Annotated in this window: 23 protein-coding genes; 9 read left to right on the top strand and 14 right to left on the bottom strand. The window is 69.0% G+C overall.

Annotated features, from left to right (window positions below):
• Window positions 1-8: 8 nt before the first annotated feature.
• The 3 genes from EZ313_RS05840 to EZ313_RS05830 form a co-directional block, all read right to left on the bottom strand.
• Window positions 9-1,637, bottom strand: coding sequence for an alpha/beta fold hydrolase (locus tag EZ313_RS05840; protein ID WP_135262251.1), 1,629 nt, complete (start codon window positions 1,635-1,637; stop codon window positions 9-11).
• Entirely contained in the window at window positions 1,634-2,767 is a 1,134-nt protein-coding gene (locus tag EZ313_RS05835) for a PAS domain-containing sensor histidine kinase (RefSeq protein ID WP_167772527.1), read from the bottom strand. Before EZ313_RS05835 ends, EZ313_RS05840 begins: the two co-directional genes overlap by 4 nt.
• 69 nt (window positions 2,768-2,836) lie before the next feature.
• Window positions 2,837-3,943 (bottom strand): CapA family protein, encoded by a 1,107-nt coding sequence (locus tag EZ313_RS05830; RefSeq protein ID WP_135262249.1) that lies wholly within the window; start codon window positions 3,941-3,943, stop codon window positions 2,837-2,839.
• A 180-nt stretch (window positions 3,944-4,123) separates the two neighbouring features.
• Here EZ313_RS05830 and EZ313_RS05825 point away from each other — a divergent pair, with 180 nt between their 5' ends.
• The gene (locus tag EZ313_RS05825; protein WP_167772526.1) at window positions 4,124-4,291 is read left to right on the top strand and encodes a hypothetical protein; all 168 of its coding nucleotides are present in this window, start codon (window positions 4,124-4,126) and stop codon (window positions 4,289-4,291) included.
• Between the two features lie 34 nt (window positions 4,292-4,325).
• On the opposite strand, the gene EZ313_RS05820 is transcribed toward EZ313_RS05825, so the two are convergent.
• Together EZ313_RS05820 and EZ313_RS05815 are read right to left on the bottom strand one after the other, a co-directional pair.
• A complete protein-coding gene (locus EZ313_RS05820; protein ID WP_135262248.1) occupies window positions 4,326-4,598 on the bottom strand; it encodes a hypothetical protein in 273 nt (90 codons plus the stop codon).
• The gene (locus EZ313_RS05815; RefSeq protein WP_135262247.1) at window positions 4,595-4,993 is read right to left on the bottom strand and encodes a GreA/GreB family elongation factor; all 399 of its coding nucleotides are present in this window, start codon (window positions 4,991-4,993) and stop codon (window positions 4,595-4,597) included. Before EZ313_RS05815 ends, EZ313_RS05820 begins: the two co-directional genes overlap by 4 nt.
• 413 nt (window positions 4,994-5,406) lie before the next feature.
• On the opposite strand from EZ313_RS05815, the gene EZ313_RS05810 reads away from it, so the two are divergent.
• Window positions 5,407-6,294 (top strand): universal stress protein, encoded by an 888-nt coding sequence (locus tag EZ313_RS05810; RefSeq protein WP_135262246.1) that lies wholly within the window; start codon window positions 5,407-5,409, stop codon window positions 6,292-6,294.
• Here the strand turns inward: EZ313_RS05810 and EZ313_RS05805 are convergent.
• Window positions 6,291-6,782 carry a PAS domain-containing protein gene (locus tag EZ313_RS05805; RefSeq protein ID WP_135262245.1) on the bottom strand — a complete coding sequence of 164 codons (492 nt, stop codon included), beginning with the start codon at window positions 6,780-6,782 and terminating at the stop codon, window positions 6,291-6,293. The genes EZ313_RS05810 and EZ313_RS05805 overlap by 4 nt on opposite strands.
• A gap of 75 nt (window positions 6,783-6,857) precedes the next feature.
• On the opposite strand from EZ313_RS05805, the gene EZ313_RS05800 reads away from it, so the two are divergent.
• The gene (locus tag EZ313_RS05800) at window positions 6,858-7,619 is read left to right on the top strand and encodes a metallophosphoesterase (RefSeq protein WP_135262244.1); all 762 of its coding nucleotides are present in this window, start codon (window positions 6,858-6,860) and stop codon (window positions 7,617-7,619) included.
• A 302-nt stretch (window positions 7,620-7,921) separates the two neighbouring features.
• Window positions 7,922-8,548 (top strand): DUF3014 domain-containing protein, encoded by a 627-nt coding sequence (locus EZ313_RS05795; protein ID WP_167772525.1) that lies wholly within the window; start codon window positions 7,922-7,924, stop codon window positions 8,546-8,548.
• 24 nt (window positions 8,549-8,572) lie between these two features.
• Here the strand turns inward: EZ313_RS05795 and EZ313_RS05790 are convergent, their stop codons facing one another.
• The gene (locus tag EZ313_RS05790; RefSeq protein WP_135262242.1) at window positions 8,573-9,025 is read right to left on the bottom strand and encodes a universal stress protein; all 453 of its coding nucleotides are present in this window, start codon (window positions 9,023-9,025) and stop codon (window positions 8,573-8,575) included.
• A 40-nt stretch (window positions 9,026-9,065) separates the two neighbouring features.
• Complete coding sequence (locus EZ313_RS05785) at window positions 9,066-9,680, bottom strand: DUF1326 domain-containing protein (RefSeq protein ID WP_135262241.1); 615 nt, start codon at window positions 9,678-9,680, stop codon at window positions 9,066-9,068.
• A gap of 260 nt (window positions 9,681-9,940) precedes the next feature.
• On the opposite strand from EZ313_RS05785, the gene EZ313_RS05780 reads away from it, so the two are divergent.
• Window positions 9,941-10,633, top strand: a complete 693-nt coding sequence (locus EZ313_RS05780; protein WP_240788538.1) for a DUF2182 domain-containing protein — start codon at window positions 9,941-9,943, stop codon at window positions 10,631-10,633.
• A gap of 41 nt (window positions 10,634-10,674) precedes the next feature.
• Here the strand turns inward: EZ313_RS05780 and EZ313_RS05775 are convergent, their stop codons facing one another.
• The 6 genes from EZ313_RS05775 to EZ313_RS05750 are packed head-to-tail and all read right to left on the bottom strand — an operon-like array spanning window position 10,675 to window position 14,889.
• The gene (locus EZ313_RS05775; protein WP_135262239.1) at window positions 10,675-11,154 is read right to left on the bottom strand and encodes a VOC family protein; all 480 of its coding nucleotides are present in this window, start codon (window positions 11,152-11,154) and stop codon (window positions 10,675-10,677) included.
• A gap of 38 nt (window positions 11,155-11,192) precedes the next feature.
• A complete protein-coding gene (locus tag EZ313_RS05770) occupies window positions 11,193-11,987 on the bottom strand; it encodes a fumarylacetoacetate hydrolase family protein (protein ID WP_135262238.1) in 795 nt (264 codons plus the stop codon).
• A complete protein-coding gene (locus EZ313_RS05765; RefSeq protein ID WP_135262237.1) occupies window positions 11,984-12,631 on the bottom strand; it encodes a fumarylacetoacetate hydrolase family protein in 648 nt (215 codons plus the stop codon). Before EZ313_RS05765 ends, EZ313_RS05770 begins: the two co-directional genes overlap by 4 nt.
• Window positions 12,628-13,515 (bottom strand): amidohydrolase family protein, encoded by an 888-nt coding sequence (locus EZ313_RS05760; protein WP_135262236.1) that lies wholly within the window; start codon window positions 13,513-13,515, stop codon window positions 12,628-12,630. Before EZ313_RS05760 ends, EZ313_RS05765 begins: the two co-directional genes overlap by 4 nt.
• 10 nt (window positions 13,516-13,525) lie before the next feature.
• Window positions 13,526-13,912: a RidA family protein gene (locus EZ313_RS05755; RefSeq protein ID WP_135262235.1), complete on the bottom strand. Its 387-nt coding sequence runs from the start codon at window positions 13,910-13,912 to the stop codon at window positions 13,526-13,528.
• A 2-nt stretch (window positions 13,913-13,914) separates the two neighbouring features.
• Window positions 13,915-14,889 (bottom strand): Bug family tripartite tricarboxylate transporter substrate binding protein, encoded by a 975-nt coding sequence (locus tag EZ313_RS05750; protein ID WP_135262234.1) that lies wholly within the window; start codon window positions 14,887-14,889, stop codon window positions 13,915-13,917.
• Window positions 14,890-15,076: 187 nt separating this feature from the next.
• Here EZ313_RS05750 and EZ313_RS05745 point away from each other — a divergent pair, with 187 nt between their 5' ends.
• From EZ313_RS05745 to EZ313_RS05730, 4 genes are all read left to right on the top strand, one after another.
• Entirely contained in the window at window positions 15,077-15,700 is a 624-nt protein-coding gene (locus tag EZ313_RS05745; protein WP_135262233.1) for a flavin reductase family protein, read from the top strand.
• A 6-nt stretch (window positions 15,701-15,706) separates the two neighbouring features.
• Window positions 15,707-16,516 (top strand): IclR family transcriptional regulator, encoded by an 810-nt coding sequence (locus EZ313_RS05740; RefSeq protein WP_135262232.1) that lies wholly within the window; start codon window positions 15,707-15,709, stop codon window positions 16,514-16,516.
• A 142-nt stretch (window positions 16,517-16,658) separates the two neighbouring features.
• Window positions 16,659-16,871 (top strand): hypothetical protein, encoded by a 213-nt coding sequence (locus tag EZ313_RS05735; RefSeq protein ID WP_135262231.1) that lies wholly within the window; start codon window positions 16,659-16,661, stop codon window positions 16,869-16,871.
• Between the two features lie 41 nt (window positions 16,872-16,912).
• Window positions 16,913-18,421 (top strand): glycine betaine ABC transporter substrate-binding protein, encoded by a 1,509-nt coding sequence (locus tag EZ313_RS05730; protein WP_135262230.1) that lies wholly within the window; start codon window positions 16,913-16,915, stop codon window positions 18,419-18,421.

Here is an 18,421-nt window from a genome sequence, read left to right as displayed (position 1 = left end):
CAACCTCATCAGCGGGGCTGCGACGACACCTCCCAGACGTCGGGCGTCGTGGCGACCAGCTCCCTGATGTCGGTCCAGCGGGGCGAGTCCGGCAGCTGCGTGCGCCCCTGCACCGCGGCGACGGCGAACCGCACCATGCGGTCGCGCACGCGGTCCTGCTCCTGCTGCGGCCAGGTCTCCATCGAGTGCGGACCGCGCGACACGACGATCTCCTTCAGCCCGCGAACGCGGTCGTGCGCGGCGATGGTGCCTTCCAGGCTCTCGGCCCGGTCCCACAGCCCCTTGGCGAAGAACGCCGCGGGCCAGCGGTGCATGTTCGCCAGCACCGCGGAGTTCGGGTAGAAGGCCACGTAGTGCTCCGCCGCCATGCCGCCGAGGAAAAGGTTGCGGTCCGCCAGGTCGGGCGCATCGGGCAGGTAGCCGGCGCCGCTCACGAAAGATGCATAGAGCAGCGCACCCTTGATGTTCGGGTAAGCCTTGGCGGGGGCACAGGTCACGAGCGGCATGTCGTAGGTGCAGCCGCCCGAGTAGTTCTTCGTCATCGCCCAGCCCGTGGTCATCGAACCGCGCGAGTAGCCCAGGAGCAGCAGCGGGATCTGGCGGGCCTTCATGCCCGCCATCAGCCGGCCGCCCGCCGCCGGTCCCTCCAGCAACTCGCCTGCGGGTGTCAGCACGCGCAGGCCTCGCCCGTGCTCCATCTGCTCCAGCACGCGGAAGATGTCTTCGCTCTGCTCGAGGGTGTTGGTGTCGCTGAAGCCGCCGGACAGTCCCTCGCCGCGCCTGTCGTAGGCCAGCACATCGAAACCCGCGCGATGGAGTGCGTGCAGGTGGTCGCGCCACAAACGCATGCCCATGCCTTCCGTCGTGGGGCTCGGGAACCGCACCGGTGTCGCGCGCCGCGTGGCCGGGTCCACGCGCACCGGCACATCGGCCGGATGCTGGATCGCCGTGAGCTGGCCACCGCCGCCGGCGCTCATGATCACGAGCGCGCGCGTGCGGCCGCCGCGGCCATCGTCCACGCCTGCTCCTTCCACGTACCAGCCGCGCAGTTTGATGTCGCCGTGCATGTCGAGCTTCAGCCGCTCCAGCGGATCGCGCGGCACGGTGAACTCCACGACATGCGTGCGGCCGTCCGCCTCCGCCACCGGCTCGTGGTACGGCGCCTTGCCGAAGAACGCGGGCCTGCGGATGTCGCGCAGGTCCACTTCGCCATCCGGCTCGATCCTGCCCACCGGGTCCACCATCCCCGTGACGCGCGTCGCGCGCTCCTTGTTGGGCGGCAGCCAGCGCTGCATCTGCCCATCGATCCGCTGGAAGCACGCGGCATCGGCCTTGCACGCCGCCCAGCGCTGCTTGAGCCGGGCATCGGTGAATTCATCGACGTAGAAGTCGCCCGCGTAGCCCGGCGGCGGCTTCGCGGCGGTCAGCAGCAAGGGAACGCAGCGCGTCGCGCCGTTCGCTTGCGGCAGCAGGTAGCCGGGCAGTACCCGATTGCGATCAGTGCCCACCCACGCGGTGCAGTCGGTGGTCGGTGCGACGCGAGCGAGCGGCGCGGGCGCCAGCGTGGTGCACGCGGCTGTTAGCAGCACCGCCGCCGCGCTGGTCATTTTTGCGCCGAAGGGGCCGTAGCGGCTCATCCGTCGATGTGTTGCCCCTGGGTGTCGACGCCGGGCAGGCGCACCGTGAACTCCGACCCCTTCCCGGCGCCCGAGCTGCGGGCTTCCACGCTTCCGCCATGCAGGTCGATCAGCTCGCGAACCACCGACAGGCCGATGCCCATTCCGCCTGGCGCCGCCTCCTCGGCCGCCGCCCCGCGCGAGAACAGCTCGAACAGCCGCGGCAGCAGTTCGGCGCTGATGCCCAGGCCGGTGTCCTCGACGCGCATGAGCACGTCGCGTCCCTCCTGCGTGGCCTTGATCCAGACCTTGCCGCCCCGCGGCGTGTACTTGATCGCGTTGCTCACCAGGTTCGATGCTGCCTGGTGGAACTTGGGCCTGTCCACGTCGACCCAGAGAGGCCCCTTCGGAACCATCAGGATCAGGTTCAGGCCCTTCTCGTGGGCGCTCTGCCTGAACGCGTCGTGGGTCTCTCGCAGGAGCACGCGCAGATCGTGCCTCTGCAGGTCGAGCCTGACCTTGCGCGCGTCCAGCCGCGAAACTTCCATCAGGTCGTCCGCGAGCCGGGTCAGCACCTCGATCTGGCCGAGGATGATCTCGACGGCCTTGTCGGCGCGCGGATCGTCGTTCGTCCTCTGGATGATGGTGGAGGCGTTCCGCAGCGGGGCCAGCGGATTGCGCATCTCGTGACCCAGTGTGCGCAGGAAGGCGCGTGTGCGCTGGGCCGCCGCCTCGCAGTCCAGCAGGCGCGATTCGAGCCTGTCGACATGGATCCGCAGGTCCGTCCGGTCCCTCATGACCTTCACGTAGCCGACGACAGCGCCGGATTCCTCGCGAACGGCCTCCATCGAACCACTGACCCAGATCCTGGCGCCATCCTTGCGGACGTGCCAGCGATCGTCCTCGCAGCGGCCGCTCTCCCGCGCGATCGCCATCTCGAGTTCATCGAAGCCCTTCTCGCGGTCGGGCGAGATGAAGATCTCGCCCGCGTGCCTGCCGATCATTTCCTCTGCGCTGAAGCCCATGAGCTGCTGCGACGCGCCCAGCCACTGCACGATCCGTCCTGCGGCATCCAGGACGATGAGCGCGTACTCGCGGCTGTGGGAAAGCAGCTTCGGCAGGGCCGATTCAAGCAGGGGATGCAGATCCATGGGGAGTGCAGGCCAGTTTAGACCGTTCGCCTGCGACGAGGTGCCGGCCATGGCTCAGCGAGCCCGTTCTCATTTCCAGCACATTGCGAAGGATCCGTCGGCCATCGACTGCATCCGCGTGCCCAAGGCCCGGCCGCCTTCGTTGAACACGGACAGCAGCCAGGACCGCGCCATGGCGTCCGCCTTCCCCAGTCGCAAGCGTCGCAGCTGCAGGGGCTCGACCTCGAGTTCGTGCAGATTGCCGGCTTCATCGAGCGTGAGCACATAGAGGCAGCCGACGTCGCAGCGCAGGTGGCCGTGCGCGCCGATGCCCTCGTAGTCGTTGAGAAGGTCGCCGCAGCCGTACAGGATGGCCCTCCCATGCCACACCTCGACGGGCAGCGGATGGTGCGACGAATGCCCGTGCACCACGTCGGCAGCGCCCAGGTCGATCAGCTCGCGCGCGAAGGCCTGGTGCGCCGGGGGAATGTCGAGCCCCCAGTTGCCGCCCCAATGAATCGAAACCACCACGCGATCGCCGGGCTTTCGATGCGCCTCGACCCTCCGCGCGATCGTCTGCGCTGTGCGAGTGCCCAGACCCGGCAGCAGCGCGACGCCTGGACGATTGGAGCGCGCCGCCCATTCGCGCGGAACACCGCTGCTCTCCGTGGCGAAGGAAAAGAGCAGCAAGCGGCGGCCGTCAGCCAGCGGAAGTACGGCGGGCGTCCAGGCCTGCGCGCGGTCGCGGCCGGCGCCTGCGATCTGCACACCGGCGGCCTCCAGCGTGGCCAGAGTTTCATGCAGGCCCTCGAGGCCCCAGTCGAGCACATGGTTGTTGGCCAGCGCGCAGGCATCCAGGCCGGCCGCACGAAGGCAAGCCATGTTGGCCGGATGCATGCGGTAGTGGATGCCCTTGTCCGGCCAGGGCTGCCCGGTGGCGGTGATCGCCGTTTCGAGGTTCACGATGCGCAGCGCCGGGGCGAGCCGCTCCATCACTGCGAGCGCGTCACCCCAGATGTACTCGGGACCCACGGGGGCCGGCACGGGCCCGTTCGCACGCTCCGCGAGGCGAACGTACTCGCGCGCGTCGCGCATCCAGGACTCGTGCAGTCGCGGATCGCCCGGATGCGGCAGCACCTGGTCGATGCCGCGGCCCGTCATCACGTCGCCGGCGAGCAGCAATCGCAGCGTGTCCATTTCACGAGGTCCATGGTTCACCCAGGCACATTCCCTGCGTCACTTGGAAGCGACAGCCCGGGAGGCCGCACCAGCCGCCTGGAGGCCCCGCGAATCCGTCTGTCGAGCCAGTGGCGCTGGCCCCCGATGGTTTCCGGCAAGCTCATGCCGCAAACCGATCAACTTTTGAGGGTTCACGCAATGAAGAAGATTCTGGGCTTCGCGGGCTGCGTCTGGCTGATGACCCTGCTCGGGGGCTGTGCGGTGTATACGCCGTCCGGCGCGATCGTGGTCGATCCTGCGCCCGCCCATGCGACGCGCAGCGGCGGCTTCTGCCCTCCCGGCCAGGCCAAGAAGGGCAATTGCTGAGAGCTGGCGGAAAGAGCCGACGGCGTCGGCCCGCCTAACGGCCGCTGACCAGGAAGTCGCGCCGGTGGCAGGCGAAGTCGCTGCCCCAGGTGAACACGACGGAGACGCCGCTTCGCACGTACAGGAAGGTGTGGATGTGAAGTCCGCCGTCGAAGCGGCGGTCCACCTCGTCGGGGAATCCCAGCGTGCCGGTCAGCGAGGCCATTTCGGCGTCGCAGTCGAATGCGTTCGCGCCGATCACGACACCCCCGCCGCAGCCCGCCAGCAGTGCTGAGGCAAGGGCGAGGGATCGCGCGGCCCGGTTCACGTCACGTAGTCACCCGTCGCTTCGGGCTGGAACAGCACGGCGGCCACCGTGGCCCTCCTCGTTCCCGCCGGCGTCTGCCAGCGCACCTCGGACCCGACACGCACGCCGATCAGGCTGCTGCCCAGCGGCGAGAGCACGGAGATGAACCCGCTCGAAGGCTCTGCATCCTCGGGGTAGCAGATGGCGAGGGTGCGGCGCTCGCGCGTGTCGGCGTCTTCCAGCTCGAACTGCGTGTACATGGTGATCACCGTCGGCCCGATCTCCGTGCCCGGGACGACCTCCGCCGCCGCGATCACGTCGGCGAAACCGGCTCCTGCGCCCGATGTGTCCAGTTTGCGAAGGCGGGCGAAGTCCAGCTCGGTAAGTTGCCGTTCGACTTGAATGTCTGCTTGCATGTTTGCGCTCCAGTGATGCGCCGGCAGGAGGCCCGGCGGAGAGGATGGCGCGTCAAGAGGATGCAAGGGGCCGCCGGGCCGGGGGAAGTGCGGCGACAGGCCGCCCTCCGCGCGAAAGCGGATGCACGAGGGTTCGAAGACGGCTGCAGAACGGCACGACCCGGAGTATGGGTGCGCTTCGACTTCCTGCGTTCGATTCTGGCAAGGACCGCAGGGCCTTTGCCCCCCTCGTCGCGTCTGCCGATGCATCGGTCTAGACTGCTCGCGTGACATCCATGGGCTTTCCTTCCCCGCGACCGCCTCTCGAGGCACTCCTGTAAGGCCCGGCGCCCTCCTGCCTTGCGCCGGGCCTTCCCCGCTCGCGCTCCCGTTTCGCCTGCAGCAGCCAGGCGCGGTTCCAAGGAGAGAGAGTCATGTCCCGCCCCTTCCCCCGCGGCGCAACCGGCGCCGCCCACGTCCTCGCCCTCTGCGATCTATCGCCGGCTTCGATGAACGCAGCCTGGCGTGCGGCCATCGTGTCGCGCGACCTGCAGGTGCCGATGCGCCTGCTCTACCGGTGCGCGACGCCAATCACCAGCGAGGTTCCGGCAGCGGTCGCTTCGTTCATCGGCGAAGCCGCGCGGCGACATGACGTGGCGGTCACGCCGATCGGCGTGCACGGCGACCCCGTGGCCGAATGCGTCTCGCTGGCGAAGAAAGGCCTGCTCGTGCTGGCGACGCCGAACGGCAACCCGCTGGGTGAGTGGCTGATGGGAAGCCCTGCCGAGCGGCTGATCCGGCTGGTGCGCGCGCCGGTATTGGTGGTCAAGCAGCCCGCGCGGGATTCATACCGGCGCGTGTTCGCGCCCGTGGACCTGCTTGCCTGCAGCGATCACCTGGTCGCGCAGGGTGCAGCGCTCGCGGGCGGACACGGCGTCGCCGTCTTCCATGCACTCGCGCCGGCCGACGAGCTGGTGCTGCACGAGATCGACGCACCGCCGCAGGCGCTTCGGGCGCACCGGCAGGAGCGCGCGAGCTGGGCCAGCAGCCGGATGGAGCGGCTTGTCGACAGCGCGTGCAGCTCCGAAGCGCACGGCGCACGACGCGAATCGCTCGCGCCCATCGTGGCGTTCGGGAATGCGGCCCACACCATCCTGGCCGGCGAGACCGCCCACAAGGCCGAGCTCATCGTGATCGGCAAGCGCAGGCGCGGTCTGCTGGCCGACTTCCTGCTGGGCAGCGTCACGCGGCAGGTCCTCGCGCGGTCCGAGGCCGATGTGCTGGTCGTGCCGCTGCCGACCGAAGGCGCGGCAGACGACTAGTTGCCGCTTCGCTGGCCGGACACCGGGCAGCCTTCGGGCGCTTCGCCCTTGAGCCGGTTCGCCACCTTCTCGAGGTGTGACGCCGTTGCGTCGCGGCCGACTGCCACCACGCCTTGCACCTGCCCATCCCCGTCCTTCAACAGCCCGAACGTGAAGGCGACGTACAGGCGGCATCCGTACTTGTGGTTGGACCGGGTGGTCAGCACGCGTCCCTGGGTGCGCATCCGGCCCGTGGCGATCGCATGGCGGTAGCCCTCGTCGTGCTGCCGGCGGAACCGCTCCGGCACCAGGAGTTCGAGCCCGGCGCCGACCGCCTCTTCGGCGCTGAAGCCGAACAGCACCTCGGCGCCCCGGTTCCACAGCCGGATGACGCCGTCGCGGTCGGCCACCAGCACGGCGTCCTGCATGGCGTCGACGGCCGCGCGGCACAGGCCCGCATCGAGCCCGATCGGGGCGATGGGCTCGGAAAAATGCCCGCTGTTCAGCATGCGCCGGTACCCGAAGAAGCCATGTGCGCACCACTATATATCATGTCGTGATATACGTGAGCCGGAGGAGACCCCATGAGGCTGAACCTGCTTTCCGACCTTCACCTGTCCAAGGCCGGCCTCGACGTGCCCGACAACGATGCCGATCTGGTCGTGCTGGCCGGGGACATCGCGCGTCCGGATGCCGCCGTTCAATGGGCCATGCAGATCCGCAAGCCCGTGCTGTACGTGCCCGGCAACCACGAGTTCTACGGCGGCAGCCTGTCCGGCACGGTGCAGCGCCTGCGCGAGCTGTCCGCGGGCAGCAACGTCCGGATCCTGCACGACGACGAGGTCGTGGTCGGCGGCGTCCGTTTCCTCGGGACTCCCCTCTGGACCGACTTCCTGCTCTACGGCGACGGCCAGCTGCGCGACGCCGCCGTGCAGGAAGCGATGCGGCGGATGTACGACTTCCAGCGCATCTACCTGGACGAACAATGCCAGCAGGTGTTCACCCCGCTCGATTCGGCGTGCCTTTTCCTGCGGCATTCGGCGTGGCTGGAGCATGGCCTGGGCAAGCGCTTCGACGGGCCGACGGTCGTGGTGAGCCACCACGCGCCGAGTCCGCGAAGCATCGACCCGCGCTTCGAGGGGTCGCTGCTGAACGCCTGCTTCGCCTCGCACGCGGAACACCTCCTGAACGGCGGCCGCGCGGTTCTCTGGATGCACGGACACATGCACCACAGCGTGGATTACCGGCTGCACGGCGTGCGCGTCGTGAGCAATCCCAGGGGCTATTTCATGGGGGGCCGGCCGGAGAATCCGCGGTTCGACATCAACTTCACCGTGACCGTCTGAGCGAGGGTATTGAGGTTGCGCACGGATGCGCGCAGGATGCTGCAATGATCGACACACGACGAGAACCCACCTTTTCTCCTTCCCGTCCTGTTGAGCCACGCAAGCGCCGACGCTCGAGTTCGACGACGGCGCCCATCCTCGTCGCGCTCCTCGCCGTTGCTGCCGCCGTCGCGGGCTGGTTCTGGATGACGCGGGAGGTCCCGGTGGTGCGAACCCCGCCCACCGTATCGGAGCCGCAGGCTGAACCGGAGACCGCCGCCGCAGCACAGCCGCCCGCGTTGGTGCCGGCACCCGCAGAGGCCATGGTGAAAGCGGAAGACGTCCGCGGCGCGCTCATGCAGCTCCTGGGCCGCGACGCGGTGCTGCAGTTCCTGGAGACCACGGACTTTCCGCGCAAGGCCGTCGCCACCCTGGACAACCTGGGCCGCGAGCATGCGCCGGTCTCGGCTTGGCCGGTGCTTCCCGCGCCTGGGCGATTCCTCGTCGCAGCAAGCGGCAGTTCGCAGGTGATCGCCACCGAGAACGCGATGCGCTACTGGCCGTTCGTGGCATTCGTGAATTCCATCGACGCCGCGCAGGCGGTGGAGCTCTACCGCCGCATGTACCCCGTGCTGCAGCAGGCCTACCGCGATCTTGGATTCGGCGACCGTTCGCTGCACCAGCGGGTGTTCCAGGTGATCGATGTCCTCCTGGCCACGCCCGATCCCGCGCAGCCTCCGAAGATCACGCTCACCGAGGTGAAGGGACCCATCCCTTCGGCGCAGCCGTGGACCCGCTACCAGTACGACGACGCCAGGCTGGAGCGGCTCACCGCCGGCCAGAAGATGCTGCTGCGAATGGGACCTGACAACCGCAAGGCGCTCAAGTTGAAGCTGGAGGAGTTCCGCCAGCAGCTCCTGCAGGCTTCGGCCGCTCCTTCGCGGCAATAGCCCCCTTACCGCGCGGGGTAGCCCTCAGCGGCCCGGCTCGCGCGTGACCAGCACCGGGACCGGAGCGAGCCGGATCACCTGTTCGGCTCCACTGCCCAGCAGCAGCCGGCTGGGGCCGCTGCGTCCGTGCGTGCCGACGACGATCAAGTCGGCGCCGAACCCGGCCGCTGCCTCGGCCACCGAATCGCCCAGGCGGGAACCGATGCGATCGACCAGCACGTGGTCGGCCTGCAATCCTGCCGCCTGCGCCGCCGCGACGCCCTCCTGCAGGATCTGCAGGGCGCTCTCGCGCAACGCGGTGAACATCTGCCCGCTGGAACCGCCGGACGGGTCGTAGCCGGTGAGGAAGGCGGTGTTGTCCACGACATGCACCAGGCGGATCCGCGCGCCGACCTCCCTGGCCAGCGAGATCGCGGTTCGCAGCGCATGGTTGGATGGTTCGCTTCCGTCGACCGGAATCAGGATGTGCTTGAACATGGCCCCGGATGGATCTGCGAGCAAGCCGGCGAGAGCGCCTTCAGCCCTGCCAGGCAAACGGCGCGAAGTGCCCGTTGCGCGTCCCGGTCATGTCCTCCCAGTCGATCCCGAACGCATGGAACCTGCTGCGCGTGGCCTTGGCCAGCGACAGGCGGGAGTTCACCGGGTGCGCGACGTTGTCGATGACGATGGCCTCGCCCGGCTTGACCGCGCTTTCCAGCCCCTCGATGGCCTGGTCCACCAGCTCGCCCGCCGTGAGCGAGATCGCCAGGCCCTTCTGCGTGAACTTGATCGGCCGCTTCTCGATGCCGGCCACCTTGCCGACCAGGGGCGCCAGGGCGGCCATCGGGCCGCCGGCCTCGCCGGTGGCGATGGCGCGGATCGCGTCGACCTGCTGGTCGTTCGCGGCCTCGTCGACGATCAGGCCCACGGTGAGGTTGCCTTGGGCCATCGCTCCGGGCGAATGCAGCATGACGACGAAGGCCAGCCCGTCCAGCTTCACGCCATCCTTGCTGCCCTGGTCGATGCGAAGGGCCACCGCCGCATCGCACGCGCCTTCGGTGGGCCGCGCGGTCAGGTTGGACCAGATGCAGGGGCACAGCAGCGTGCAGTTGCACGTCTCCATGTATTGGCCCTTGATATTCCAGCTCGCCATGCTTGTGCTCCTTGCCGGTTTCGCACCGGATACGCAAGTTAGGCCGGGCCGGGCGCGCCTGCAAATGCAACATGTAACGCCGCCGGGTTGACAGCCGCGCTGGCGTCCACGATCTTCGGTCCGCCCGCGCTTCGCCAATCGCGCGGACGGAAGGACTCAGCATGCAGCAGGGCTCTCGTTCACCGGCCGGCACAAGGGGAGGCTTCGGCCCTTTCCTGCGGGAGCATCCCGCGGGTTTGCTGGTCCTGCTCGGCATCAGCGTGGCCGGCTGGCTGTTCCTCGCCTGGCTGGCAACGGACATGGAGACGCCTTTCGCGCAGCTGGCCATGCCCATGTCAAGGGACTGGAGCACGGGCAACCTGTTCGCCGTGTGGGCGATGTGGTCGGTGATGATGGTCGCGATGATGCTGCCGTCGGCGATGCCCATGGTCCTCACCTTCGTACGGGTCGCGCAACGCAACGGCGAGCAAGGCCGCGGGCACGCTTTCGTCGCAGCCTATCTGCTCGTCTGGCTTGGCTTCGGCGCAGCCGGCACCGCAGTGCAGTGGGGATTGCAGCAATTAGGCTGGGTGGATCCGATGGCGGTGAGCCGGTCCACGCTGCTCAACGCGCTGCTGCTGCTCCTGGCCGGGGTCTACCAGTTCTCACCGCTCAAGCGCGCCTGCCTGCAGTCCTGCCGGACGCCTTTCAGCTTCCTCCTCGGGCAGTGGCGGCCCGGGCGGGCCGGCGCGTTCGCCATGGGCTTGCGGCATGGCGTGCTGTGCCTCGGCTGCTGCTGGGCGTTGATGGCGCTGCTTTTCATCGGCGGGATGATGAACGTGGCCTGGGTGGCGGCGCTGGCGATCGCCGTTGCGATCGAGAAGCTCGCGCCCGGCGGCCAGCTCATCTCTGCCCTCCTGGGCCTGGGGCTGCTGGTTGCCGGGGTGGCCAAGTTGATCCTCGCCGCGCAGTGAGCAGGCGCGGGCCGCGGAGCTGGGCTACCGACGAGTACGCCTCAGCCCCGCCGCGCCGCTTCGATGGCAGCGACGTCGATCTTGGTCATCTGCATCATCGCTTCGAAGGCGCGCTTGGCCGCCGCGCGATCGGGACCGGTGAACGCCTCGGTGAGGACCCGTGGCGTGATCTGCCAGGACAGGCCCCACTTGTCCTTGCACCAGCCGCATGCGCTCTCCTGGCCGCCGTTCCCGACGATCGCGTTCCACAAGCGATCCGTCTCGGCCTGGTCGTCGGTCGCCACCTGGAACGAGAAGGCCTCGTTGTGCTTGAACGCGGGGCCGCCGTTCAGGCCGAGGCAAGGGATGCCCATCACGGTGAACTCGACGGTCAGGACGTCGCCTTGCTTGCCGGAGGGAAAGTCAGAGGGCGCGCGATGGACGGCTCCCACGGTGCTGTCCGGGAACGTCTTCGCATAGAACTGCGCGGCATCCAGGGCAGTGCCGTCGTACCAGAGACAGACCGTGTTCTTGCTGATCACATTCGTTCTCCCACAGTGAGGACTGCGCCATCGACGCGCTAGCGCGGCGCCGGCGTCCAGTCTTCCACCAGCGTGTTCACCAGGCGACCGACACCTTCGACTTCGCAGACCACTTCGTCGCCGGGCCGCACGTCGACCGATCCCTTGGGCGTGCCGGTCAGGATCACGTCGCCGGGGCTCAGGGTCATGATGCCGCTGAGGTACTCGATGAGCGAGGCCACGTCGTGGATCATGTCCGCCGTCGTGCCCTCCTGCACCCGCTTGCCGTTGACATGCGTCGTCAGCCGCAGCTTCTGCGGGTCGGGCACTTCGGAGGCGGGCACCAGCCAGGGGCCGAGCGCCGTGGCGCCGTCGCGGTTCTTCACGCGCAGGTTCGGGCGGTAGTACGGCTCCAGGAAATTGCGGATCGCGTAGTCGTTGCCGACCGTGTAGCCGCGTACGTACTGCAGCGCGTCGGCGCGCGGCACGTTGCGAGCCTCGCGGCCGATCACCACGACCAGCTCGCACTCGTAATGCATGAACTCGGCGTCGCGCGGCCGCCGCGTGAGTCCCCGGTGGCCGATGACCGCGTTCGCGGCCTTGAGGAAAACCACCGGCTCGCTGCGCTGGGCCTGCAGGAAGGTGGCCTGTTCCTTGGACGACTTGGCGGCGAGTTCGCTCGCATGGTCGGCATAGTTCAGCGCCAGCGTGAAGATGGTGCGCGGCTCCAACGGCGCGAGCCACTGCACGTCCTGCTCCGCCACGATGCGGCCGTCGGCCAGCCGCACGCCTGACTGGGCGGCCGGCGTGCAGCCATGCACGGCGCCGCCGTAGACGACTCGACCCTGTCTCATGCCGGACTCCCTTCGGCGCGGATCGGGTTCTCGACCCGGCCCACGCCTTCGATCTCCACCGCCACGCGATCGCCCGCCCTGGCCAGCGGAACGTTTTCCGGCACGCCGACCAGCAGGATGTCGCCCGCCTCCAGCGTCATGAACTCCGTCACCTCCGCCAACAGCCTCGGCACGGAGCGGATCAGGTTGCGCGTGGAGTTGGTGGCCTTCAACTCGCCGTTGACCCAGGCGCGGATCTCCAGCGCGCCGGGGTCGGCCACGCGGGATGCCGCCGCCTGCGGGCCGATCGGGCAAAAGGTGTCGCGGCACTTCTGCTTGATCGGAGGGCGCAGCACGGCGGTGTGCGGCACGGTCACGTCATTGACCGGCACATAGCCGGCCACGAAGCCCATGGCCTCGGCTTCGGACAGGCGCGACGCCGGCGCGCCGATGACGACGCCCACGGTCGCGCCGACCTGCACCTGCTCCACGCCCGCCGGCAGCACGATCGCATCGCCGTCGCGGTTGAAGGTGTTGGGCGGCTTGAGGTACAGCACCGGATGCTGCGGCGGCTTGAAGTGCGGCTCCTTGTGCATGGCCGGCTCCATCGCCTGCCACTCGCCGCGGAAGTTCAGCAAGGCGCCGACCACCGTTCGCGTTCTCATGCTTCACCTCCGTAACCGAACAAGGCCGACGGGTTGTCGACCAGGATGCGGCGCAGTTCGTCGTCGCTGCGCACGTAGCGATAGAGCAGCTCCAGCAGGTCCGCGTCGTTCGGCGGCTGCTTCTTCGAGACCGGGTGCGGCCAGTCCGAGCCCCAGACGCAGCGGTGCGGCGCCGCGTCGATCAGCGCTCGGGCGATGGGCACGACGTCCTCGTACGGGGCTCCCTGCGTGGACACCTTCTCGCCCAGCGACAGCATCACCCAGAAATTCCCGCGCCCCAGCAGCTCGGACAGCGTGCGGACGTTGGGGTCCCGCTCGGGACCGAGATCCGCGTTGGCGCGGCCCATGTGGTCGATCAGCACCGGGATGTCGGTGATCTGCTCGATCCAGGGCAGGCTCTCGAGGATGCCGCTCTGCTCGGGCTGGATCTTCATGTACCAGCCAAGTTCGCGGATGCGAGCGACGGCGCGCTCGAACGCGGGCTTGCTCAGCACGGCGCCCAGCGCCTGCCGGAACGAGAAGCGCGCGCCGCGCACGCCCGCGTCGTGGAGCTTGTGCAGGTAGGCGTCGTCGCGAGCCTCGAACACCAGCGCGTTGGCGCAACCCTTGTAGCCGGGCCCCAGCTCGGCCAGCGCATCGAGCACCACCGTGTGGTCCTCGCCATAGGTCGTGGTCTGCACGACGATGCCGCGCCGGAAGCCGAGTGCCGCGTGCACGCGCTTGAGCGCAGCCGGCGTGGCGGTGGGCATCTCGTAGGCGGCGCCCGGACGCACCGGATATTTCTCGCGCGGGCCAAGGATGTGGAACTGCGCGTCGATGGCGCCGGGGGGCGCGGGCCGTGAGGGCGTGCGCGGATTCGGGTCGAAGGGGAAGTAGTCGGCCATGGTGATTCGGCTATTCGATCCAGGCGGTGATCTCGCACTGCACGAGGATGCCCTCGGTCAGCTCCGTGGCTTGCAGCGACAGCCGCGCGGGACGGTCCTGCGCATCCGGGAACATCGCGAGCCACTGTTCGTTGAGCGGGCCGCGCTGCGAGCGGTCCTTCAGCCACACCGTCATGCGCACGATGTGGTCGGGCGTGCCGCCGGCGCCGGCGAGCACGTTGCGCACCTGCTGGAACATGAAGGCGCACTGCGCCTCCAGCCCCTCGGCGAGCTTCCCCGTGGCGGGGTCCATCCCATTGATCAGGCCGCTCATCAGCAGCGGACCGATCCGGGCCGCGGCCGGAATCGGGTTCTTGTGGCTGAAGCCCGCCACGTGCAGGCTCTGGCGCTTGGGCATGCTCACTCCGCGGTGATCCGGGCCGTCTTGATGATCGGGATCCAGATGTCCTCTTCCTTCTGCAGGTAGGCCGTGAACTGCTGCGGCGACAGCCACGCGACCTCGGCGCCCGCCTGGTAGAAGCGGTCCTGCACCGCCTTGGAGTCCAGGACGGTCTTGAGCGCGGCGCTGAGCTTCTCGATCACCGCCGGCGGCGTGCCGGCCGGCGCGAGCAGGCCGGTGAACGTCTGCCCTTCGACGCCCTTGATGCCCTGCTCTTCCAGCGTCGGCACGTCGGGCAGCCAGGGCACTCGCCTGGGCGCGATCACCGCCAGCGCCCGGGTGCGGCCGTCCTTGATGTACGGCTGCGCCACCGACACCTGGTCGAAGTTGAACTGCACCTGGCCGCCCAGCAGGTCGTTGGTGGCCGGCGCGTTGCCCTTGTAGTGCACCGTGGTCCATTGCACGCCGGTGGCCTTCTGCATCAGTTCGCTGAGCAGGTGGTTGGTGGTGCCGGCGCCGGGCGACGCCATCGTCACGGCGTTCGGCTTGGCCTTGATCAGCGCCAGCAGCTCCGGCACCGTCCGGGCCGGCACCGAAGGATGCACCTGGACCAGCAGCGGCGTCAGCGACACCCTGGAGATCGGGACGAAGTTCTTCTTCCAGTGGTACAGCTGCCGGTTGTAGATGGTGGGCGAGAACAGCAGCGGCCCGTTGGCGGCGAGGAACAGCGTGTGCCCGTCCGGGTCCGCCTTGGCGACCAGGTCGCCGGCGATCATGCCGCCCGCGCCGGCCTTGTTCTCCACCACGATCGGCTGCCCCAGGCTCTTCTGCAGGTCGGAGGCGATGATGCGCGCGGCGCCGTCGACGTTTCCACCTGGCGGGTACGGCACCACGATCCGCACCGGTTTGCTGGGCCAGGCCTGCTGGGCCAGGCCGGGGCCGGCGGACAGCAGCGCGGCGGCGCCGAGCGCGAGAAAGGCAAGCAGGTTGCGCATGGTCGATGTCTCCGTTTGATCTGCGGCGACTCTAGGCAACGCACGATACCCCCGCAATCGCGATCTGCCCGAAACTTCCACATGCCGGAAACATTCTCGAGCGGGCGTGGGGCCGTTTTCACTGATGTGTCCTAGCATGGGCGGACCGGCTCGCCGCGGCCCCTTTTCCGCATTCTGGACACCGCCCATGCGCATCCTCGCCTCCGACATGGACCCGCAGCAGACCTACAAGCTGCTGACGGGCATCATCGTTCCGCGCCCCATCGCCTGGGTGTGCACCCGGTCCGAAGCCGGCGTGCTGAACATCGCGCCGTTCAGCGCCTTCACCTTCGTCTCCAACAAGCCGCCGATGATCGGCGTCAACATCGGCCGCAAGGCGGGTGTCATGAAGGACACGGGCAACAACATCCTGTCCCGGCGCGAGTACGTGGTGCACATCGCCGACGAGGCCCTCCTGCACCCGCTGCACGAGAGCGCGGAGGAGCACCCGCCCGAGGTCAGCGAGGTCGAACTCCTCGGCCTCGACACCATCGCCAGCGACTTCATCGACGTGCCCCGGCTGGCGGCGCCGCCGGTGGCGATGGAATGCCGGCTGCACCAGTCCATCGCCTTCGGCGCGACCGGGTCCGAATTCATGGTGGGCGAGGTGCTCGCTTTCCACATCCGCGAAGGCCTGGCGCGCGACTTCAAGATCGACACCCTGGCCCTCAATCCCGTCTGCCGCCTCGGCGGGCCCAACTACGCGACGCTGGGCCGCATCGTGACGCTCCGCGCGGTGTCGCAGACGGGCAAGACGATCATCGAGGGCTGAGCCCGGATGCCCCGCGCTCCGGCGTCCCTGGACTCCGCGGACGGCGCGCAGAGCGTTCGCCGCGCCATGGCCATCCTGCGGCTCGTCGCGGCGGGGCAGGACCGCGGCGTGCGGCTCACCGACGTGGCGGCCATGTCCGGCCTCACCGCGCCCACGGTTCACCGGTTCCTGAAGGTGCTGATGGACGAGACGGCGGTCGAGCAGGACCCCACCACGCGGCGCTACCGCATCGGGCACGAGATCACCCTGCTCGGACTGGCGCGGCCGGGCGGCGTATCCATCCGCGCGATCGCAGAGCCGTATCTCGCGGCGCTGGCCGCAAACGTGGGCGACACCGTGTTCCTGAGCGTGCGTCATGGGGCGGACTCGGTGAGCATCGCGCGCCACCTCGGCTCGCATCCGATCCAGGTGCTCTCGATCGACGTCGGCGCGCGGCGGCCGCTGGGCGCGAGCGTCTCCGGCATCGTGCTGCTGGCCGGCATGCCGCCCGACGAGGCCAGGGCCCTGACCCAGCGCAACGAGAAGCGGCTCAAGGGCGCCGGACGCTCCGTCAAGGATGTCCTGGCCGCCGTCGATGCGTGCCGCGCGCAGGGCTACACGTATGCCCAGGCGGGCGTGATGCCCGGCACCAGTGCCATGGCGGTGCCCATCCTCGATCCCGCCGGCACCCTGGTCGCGGCGATCAGCATCGCGACGCTGGCCGAACGGCTGCCGCGAGACCGCGTCCGTGGCGTGCTGGCGAAGATGCAGGAACAGGTCCGGCTGGTGACCGTGCGGCTGGGCGAGATCGAAAGGGCCCGGCCCGCGCGCCGGTGATGCCTCGATCGGCCTGGCGGACGAGCCGGAACGCGTCGGCCTCGCGGCACTCCGCGTTGGCCCGCTTTGCTTTTGTGTCACGCAGTGATATGAATCTTGCGCGGGGAAAAGAGGCCAGGCAGTGTTGCCGCGGGGGCGAGACATGGATGAATTGCTCAGCGCCGTTGAACGGGCGCTTGCAGGGGTGGAGACGGCGCGCCGGAACCTGGAAGAGGCGCAGCGCGCGCTCGAGCGGGCCGAGGCGACTGAAAAGCGCCTGCGCAAGCTCATGCAGAAAAACGGGCGCAAGAAGGATGGAACTGGCCGCGGCCGCCCGGCGATGAAAAATCCGCCGGAGTACGATCGGCCGAGCTGAGGAGATGCCCCTGCGGGGGAAGGCCACTCCCGGCCGCCACGATGCTGACCTGCCGCCTCCTGCTCCCGGCGCTCGCGATCGGCCTTGCAGCGTGTTGCAGCGCGGCGGATGCGGCCGAGCGCATCACCGTAGGTTCCAAGCGCTTCACCGAGAGCTACATCCTCGGCGAGATCGTCGCGCGCACGGCGCGGCAAGCCGGAGCGCAGGCCGAGCACCGCCCCGGCCTCGGCAGCACCGCTGTCGTGCTGGAGGCCCTGAAACTGGGCTCGATCGACGTCTATCCCGAATACCTGGGCACCATCGAGAAGGAGATCCTCAAGCTGCCGAGCGGCAGCAGCCCGCAGACGCTGCAGCAGGAGTTGCGCAAGGCAGGGCTGGCGTTCGCAGTTCCCCTGGGTTTCTCAAATGGCTACGCGCTGGCGACGACGGCACGCCTCGCGCGTGAGCGCGGGCTGCGCAACATCGGCGATCTGCGCAGGCACCCCGACCTGCGCATCGCCGTCTCCCAGGAATTCCTGGGACGCGCGGACGGCTGGCCGGGGCTCGCCGGCCGCTATGGCCTGCCCCATCGGCCTGCCGGAATCGACCATGGCATCGCCTACGAGGCGCTGGCCGGGGGCCGCATCGACGTCACCGACATCTACACGACCGATGCCAAGATCGCCGAGCTTGGCCTGACGGTCCTGGAGGACGACGCCGGCTACTTTCCGCGATACGACGCCGTGCTGCTCTACCGGGTCGACCTGCCCGATCGTGCACCGCTGGCGTGGAAGGCGATCAGCGGGCTGGCAGGCAGCATCGATGCGAACCTCATGATCCGCATGAACGGCGACGCGGAACTGCGCGGCCGCACTTTTGCGGCCATCGCTGCGGATTTCGTGGAGAGCGGGTCGACGCGCCCCGTTGCGGGCGGAGAGAGCACGCGCGCCGGCGTCTGGGAGCGGCTGTTCAGCGACGACCTGGGCCGGCTCACGCGCGAACACGTGGGACTGGTCGCAGCGTCGGTTGCGATCGGCGTGTTGCTAGGCCTGCCACTCGGCGCCGCCGCCGCCGCACGCAAGCAGCTGAGCCAGCCCATCCTCGCCGCCGTGGGCATGCTGCAGACGATTCCGTCGCTGGCCTTGCTGGCCGCGCTGATCCCCCTGCTCGGGCGCATCGGCACGGCCCCGGCGATCGTCGCGCTGTCGCTCTACGCGCTGCTGCCGATCGTCCGCAACACGGCGCTCGGCCTGGATGAAGTGCCGGCGGGACTGAAACAGGCAGGCTTGGCCTTGGGGATGACCGCGTCCCAGCGGTGGCGGTACGTGGACCTCCCGCTGGCGTTCCCCGCCATCCTGGCCGGGATCAAGACCGCCGCCATCCTGACGGTCGGCACGGCGACCATCGCCGCCTTCATCGGCGCGGGCGGCTATGGTGAACGGATCGCGCAGGGACTGGCGCTCAACGACGGCGCGACGCTCCTGGCCGGAGCGATCCCCGCCGCGGCGCTGGCGTTGCTGACGCAGCTGGTGTTCGAGGTCCTGGAGCGCTGGATGGTGCGGCGCGGATGA

Source organism: Ramlibacter henchirensis, from assembly GCF_004682015.1.
In the GTDB taxonomy this organism is placed as follows: Bacteria; Pseudomonadota; Gammaproteobacteria; order Burkholderiales; family Burkholderiaceae_C; genus Ramlibacter; species Ramlibacter henchirensis.
This window is presented reverse-complemented; position numbering and strand designations above follow the sequence as displayed.

Excerpts from the sequence above, each read along its gene's own strand:
- EZ313_RS05830 (WP_135262249.1), bottom strand. The coding sequence starts at position 3,943 with ATGGACACGCTGCGATTGCTGCTCGCCGGCGACGTGATGACGGGCCGC.
- EZ313_RS05805 (WP_135262245.1), bottom strand. The coding sequence starts at position 6,782 with ATGCTGAACAGCGGGCATTTTTCCGAGCCCATCGCCCCGATCGGGCTC.
- EZ313_RS05755 (WP_135262235.1), bottom strand. The coding sequence starts at position 13,912 with ATGCCCAAGCGCCAGAGCCTGCACGTGGCGGGCTTCAGCCACAAGAAC.
- EZ313_RS05740 (WP_135262232.1), top strand. The coding sequence starts at position 15,707 with ATGCCCCGCGCTCCGGCGTCCCTGGACTCCGCGGACGGCGCGCAGAGC.
- EZ313_RS05750 (WP_135262234.1), bottom strand. The coding sequence starts at position 14,889 with ATGCGCAACCTGCTTGCCTTTCTCGCGCTCGGCGCCGCCGCGCTGCTG.
- EZ313_RS05810 (WP_135262246.1), top strand. The coding sequence starts at position 5,407 with ATGTCCCGCCCCTTCCCCCGCGGCGCAACCGGCGCCGCCCACGTCCTC.
- EZ313_RS05800 (WP_135262244.1), top strand. The coding sequence starts at position 6,858 with ATGAGGCTGAACCTGCTTTCCGACCTTCACCTGTCCAAGGCCGGCCTC.
- EZ313_RS05765 (WP_135262237.1), bottom strand. The coding sequence starts at position 12,631 with ATGAGAACGCGAACGGTGGTCGGCGCCTTGCTGAACTTCCGCGGCGAG.
- EZ313_RS05745 (WP_135262233.1), top strand. The coding sequence starts at position 15,077 with ATGCGCATCCTCGCCTCCGACATGGACCCGCAGCAGACCTACAAGCTG.
- EZ313_RS05735 (WP_135262231.1), top strand. The coding sequence starts at position 16,659 with ATGGATGAATTGCTCAGCGCCGTTGAACGGGCGCTTGCAGGGGTGGAG.
- EZ313_RS05770 (WP_135262238.1), bottom strand. The coding sequence starts at position 11,987 with ATGAGACAGGGTCGAGTCGTCTACGGCGGCGCCGTGCATGGCTGCACG.
- EZ313_RS05835 (WP_167772527.1), bottom strand. The coding sequence starts at position 2,767 with ATGGATCTGCATCCCCTGCTTGAATCGGCCCTGCCGAAGCTGCTTTCC.
- EZ313_RS05785 (WP_135262241.1), bottom strand. The coding sequence starts at position 9,680 with ATGGCGAGCTGGAATATCAAGGGCCAATACATGGAGACGTGCAACTGC.
- EZ313_RS05795 (WP_167772525.1), top strand. The coding sequence starts at position 7,922 with ATGGTGAAAGCGGAAGACGTCCGCGGCGCGCTCATGCAGCTCCTGGGC.
- EZ313_RS05730 (WP_135262230.1), top strand. The coding sequence starts at position 16,913 with ATGCTGACCTGCCGCCTCCTGCTCCCGGCGCTCGCGATCGGCCTTGCA.
- EZ313_RS05815 (WP_135262247.1), bottom strand. The coding sequence starts at position 4,993 with ATGCAAGCAGACATTCAAGTCGAACGGCAACTTACCGAGCTGGACTTC.
- EZ313_RS05760 (WP_135262236.1), bottom strand. The coding sequence starts at position 13,515 with ATGGCCGACTACTTCCCCTTCGACCCGAATCCGCGCACGCCCTCACGG.
- EZ313_RS05790 (WP_135262242.1), bottom strand. The coding sequence starts at position 9,025 with ATGTTCAAGCACATCCTGATTCCGGTCGACGGAAGCGAACCATCCAAC.
- EZ313_RS05840 (WP_135262251.1), bottom strand. The coding sequence starts at position 1,637 with ATGAGCCGCTACGGCCCCTTCGGCGCAAAAATGACCAGCGCGGCGGCG.
- EZ313_RS05825 (WP_167772526.1), top strand. The coding sequence starts at position 4,124 with ATGAAGAAGATTCTGGGCTTCGCGGGCTGCGTCTGGCTGATGACCCTG.